This window comes from Streptomyces kebangsaanensis (genome assembly GCF_001906585.1).
GTDB lineage: Bacteria > Actinomycetota > Actinomycetes > Streptomycetales > Streptomycetaceae > Streptomyces > Streptomyces kebangsaanensis.
Genome location: NZ_JUJA01000081.1, coordinates 14,249 through 18,429, shown reverse-complemented (window position 1 = coordinate 18,429; position 4,181 = coordinate 14,249). Strand labels below are relative to the sequence as shown.

Below are 4,181 nucleotides of genomic sequence, written 5' to 3'. Positions count from 1 at the left end.
CGCTGCCGTCGCCGATGGCGACGATCACGGCGGCCGTGGTCCTGACGCCCATTCCGGGCAGTGACGTCAGGAGGTGGAAAAGAGGGAGGGCCTCCAGCAGGGCCGCGATCTCCTGCTCGGTGACCTGTCGCTGGGCGTGGGCGGCGGCGAGCTGGGCGGCCAGACCCGGCACGATCAGCGCGGACGCCTCGGTGCCGGGAACGACGAGGGTCTGCTCGGCGAGCGCGTCGAAGATCTCGGTGGTGAGGTGGTGGGCCTTGCGTGAACCGTGTGCCTTGAGCAGGGCCTCGCAGCGGGTCCGGCCCAGTTTCCTCAGTCTCGCCGGGGAGCCGTGCCGTTGGAGGAGGGCCTGGACATAGGGGTAGGCCAGGCGTGGGCCGAGCACGCGCTCGAGGGAGGGGTGGATCTGGGAGAGCAGGCCGCGCAGCCGGTTGGTGGCGCGGTTGACCTCGCCGGCCAGGTCGTTGTCGTAGCCGGTGAGCATGGTCAGCTCGGCCAGTACCTCGTCGTCTCGGTCCACCGCGCGCAGGGTGTGCGGCATGGTCCGGGCGGTCTCGGCGATCACGAACGCGTCGCGGGCGTCGGTCTTGGCCTCGCCCGGGTGCAGGTCGGCGGCCCGGCGCATCGACAGCCCGGGCAGGTAGGCCACCCGGCAGCCCGCCGCGCGGGCCACCGTCAGCGGCAGCGCGCCGATGTTGGCGACCTGGTCCACGACCACCAGCACTGTCCCGAACTTCGCCACCAGCTTGCTGAACAGCTCCAGCAGCTTCGGCTCGGTGTTGGGCAGCCGCTTGTCGTGCACGGTCCTGCCGTCCCCGGTCCGGCCGTGGGCGTGGTGGAACTCCTTACCCAGGTCCAGGCCGAGGAAGAGATCTATCGCGGTCGTGTCGACCATGTGCGCGTGCCCCTCGCCTCTCGTCTTCCCAACTCCCGGCCGTCCCTGCGGCACCACACGCCGGCAACCACGTTACGCAGACATCCCCGCCCTGAAGCGGTCCGGCGTTGCACCGGACCGGGCGGTCGTCAGGCCCCTCATCAGCGGTCAAGCGGTGCCCCGAGGCCCGGCGGCAACACCCCCCAGGTCATGCGTGCGACAGGGGGCAAACAGCCATACCGGACCCGGGGGCCAGGCGCCCCGTTGCGGGGCCACGAGAAAGGTAACGGGGAACCCGGCCGCGCGCCCGTGGGCGCGGTCCCGCGGCTCAGTGCCGCGGGCGGGGTCCCTCGTACCGCTCCCGCCCGGCGTCGTACGGCAGCCGGGGGGCCACCGGGGTCGCGTCCAGGCGGGCCGTGACGACCAGGGTGCCCTCCTCGATCTGGAAGTCGAGCGGGAGGCCGAGGCCGCGCATGGCGGCGACCATGCCGGTGTTGGACGCCTGCGTCACGGCGTACACGCTCGCGCAGCCGGCCTCGACGGCCATGGCCACCAGTCGGCGCAGCAGTTCGGAGCCGATGCCGCGCCGCTGCCACTCGTCCTCGACGAGCAGCGCGACCTCCGTCTCGTCGCCGTCCCAGAGCAGATGGCCGAGGCCGACGATCCGCCCGGAGGCGGTCTGCGCGGCGAGGGTCCGTCCGAACCGCGGGCCGAGCAGGTGGTCGAGGTAGCGGTCGGCGTCGCCGGCCGGCCCGTGGTAGCGCAGGGCGAGGGTGCGCGACGAGCAGCGCTCGTGCATCGCCCTGGCCGCCGCGAGGTCGCCCGTGCCGGCCCTGCGCACGGTGATCGCGTCGCCCTCGGGCAGCGTCAGCACGTCCTGGCCGCGAGGGACGCGCGGTCCGAGCCGGGCGTCCAGCTCCACCAGCGCCCGCGCCCGCGCGAACTCGGTGGGCGTGAACGGCAGATACGGCCGCTCCACGGTGATCGTTCCGCCTTCCGGCGTCCGCAGCCGCATCACCGTGTCCTCCAGGACGCCCTCGGCCGGCACCTCCGCGGGGCCACGGCCGCCGCCGGCCGGCCTGGCCGGCAGCGAGCGGATGGTGCACCGCCCGAGCAGCTGCCGCAGCGCCAGAGGAAGTTCCGCCGCGTTCAGCGCCGTGCGCGTGGCCAGGCCCAGGACCCGCGTCGGCACGTCCACCAGGTCGTGCGTGTCGGCCCGCTCGATCCACGTGCCGGTTCCGCCGGCCAGCGAGACCGCCCGGGTGATGGCGGACGCCTCGGTCCCGCCGGACGCGCGCAGCAGGAACTCGTCCACCGTGCCCTCGGCCAGTGGGTGCGTCTGCAGGCTGAGGATGTCCACGCGGTGGGCGGCCAGCGCCGTGCACAGAGCGGCCAGCGAGCCGGGCGCGTCGCGCACCGTCGTCCGCATCCGCCACAGCGCGCTCTCTCCCGCCGCCTCCACGGGCGCCGCGGGGGCGGCGGGCGGCCGGGCGAGGGTGTCCGCCCCGGGCGGCGCGTGACCGCGGCGTCGCGCCCACCAGATGTGGAAGGCCGCCGTCACGACCAGCGCGAACGCCGCGATCACCAGCAGGGCCGGGCCGTCCGGTCCGTGCCCGATCAGGTTCGCCACCCCGTCGGCCACGGCGACCGCCGTGAGGAGCGCGGCCAGTTCGACGACGCCCCGCCGCCAGTGGTGCACCGGACGACCGTGCCCCGCCCGCGTCACGTCCGACATGTCTCGAGTCATGCAGCCACTGTGAAGGAACCGTGTTGCGTGATCACGAACGCTTTGTGACCGATGAGTAAAATGGTGTTCCGCGCCTTTTGCGGTTGCTTCTGCGCTTGTTTTCGAGGTCGTGTGCCGGGAGGGGCCCGGTCAGGCGGCGGTCACCTCCTTCACGAGCGTGCCGCGCAGCCGGCGGGCCTCCGAGACCAGGCGCGACGAGCCGCGCCGGTCCGCCGCCCGCGCCAGGTGCGGCAGCTCGCCCCGCGCACCCGACCGCTCGGCGCATTCGGCGGCCACGGCCAGCAGGTCCCCGAGCCCGCGCACCGGGCCGGACGGCCCGTCGGCCGCGAGATCGGCGAGCAGCGGCGGCAGCCCATGGCTGAGCAGACCCCACACGGTGGCCTGTGCCCCGGTGGCGGCGGCCGTGCGCAGTGACTCCGCCAGCCGCAGCGGCTTCACGCAACCGTGCCGCGCCAGCTGCCCGAGATCCGCGCCGAGGCGGGCGGTGTCCAGCTGCCCGCGCGCGGCGAGGACGAGCAGCGCGTCCACGGCGGCGAGCCGGTCCTCCGGATGCCGGGCCCCCAGCCCGTACGCCAGGCACAGGTGGGTCGCCTCGCCCGCCTCGCCGCCTGACTCGGCGAGCAGGGGGAGGACGGAGGCCGCGCCCCGGGTGTCGTCCACGGCCACGGCGGACAGGTCCCGCAGCAGCCGCACGGCCACCAGCTCACGCATCTCGGGCAGCACGGCCGTCCAGTGGGCTCGCAGGGAGTCGCTCCAGTGGAAGCAGTACCGGTCCTCCCCGAAGGCGCTCGTCGGCCTGCCCAGCGCGCGGAAAGGAGCCGGGAAGTCCTCCTGCAGCTCCAGGAGTTCACCGGTCTCCACGACTATGCGAGACCCCGACGTACGTCGCCGGACCCGCGGCAGCGCGGGAGCGCCGGCGGTCAGCCAGTGGGCGAGCCGCGTTCCTTCCGCCGTGCCCAGGGCCGCCGCCCGCTCCGCCGCGGCCGTCGCCGCCGCACGGTCCCCGCGCCGCACGCGCAGCAGCGCCTGCGCGAAGTCGGCCGCCGCGACACGCGCCCCCAGACGCCGGTACGTCTCGAGCCGTTCCACCAGCTCCTCCGGCTCCAGCAGACCCGTGCTCCAGGTGGGCGTCGAGAGCAGGAACGGCAGGGGCTCCGTGCGGATCCGGTACGCCACCTCCCACAGGCGGGCGTCGAACGCCCGGGACATCGCGCCGTGCACACAGGTCATGGCCGGTGTGTCGCGCCGGAGCACCGCGTGCAGCGCGGCAGCGCTCAACCTCCCCCGCAACGTGGCGAGCAACAGGTCCAGGCCGTCGTACGGGCTGAAGACGGTCCGATGGTTGAAGTGGTGTTCGGCCCGCAGGCCGTGGAACCGGTCGGTGTCGTTCCACCAACGGCGGGAGATCACCGGTTCCAGCGCCTCCAGCAGGGCCTCCCGGTCCCGGTGGGCGTGGCGCACCAGCCCGTCCAGGGCGCGTTCGAAACCGGCCACGTCGGCGTCGGAGGCCGATGCGGCCCCCACCTCCTCGGCGAGCTCGGCGGCCGAGGCCGGCGCCGG

3 protein-coding genes are annotated in these 4,181 nt (G+C 74.5%); all 3 read right to left on the bottom strand.

Annotated features, from left to right (window positions below; all coding sequences use genetic code 11):
* A partial coding sequence (locus tag RH94_RS12110) for an IS110 family transposase (RefSeq protein WP_073947617.1) occupies nucleotides 1-895 on the bottom strand: 895 nt, incomplete at its 3' end.
* Between the two features lie 307 nt (nucleotides 896-1,202).
* Complete coding sequence (locus RH94_RS12105; RefSeq protein ID WP_234425714.1) at nucleotides 1,203-2,621, bottom strand: GNAT family N-acetyltransferase; 1,419 nt, start codon at nucleotides 2,619-2,621, stop codon at nucleotides 1,203-1,205.
* 129 nt (nucleotides 2,622-2,750) lie between these two features.
* The coding region (locus tag RH94_RS43140) for a DUF7824 domain-containing protein (RefSeq protein ID WP_234425713.1) at nucleotides 2,751-4,181 on the bottom strand (1,431 nt) is incomplete at its 5' end.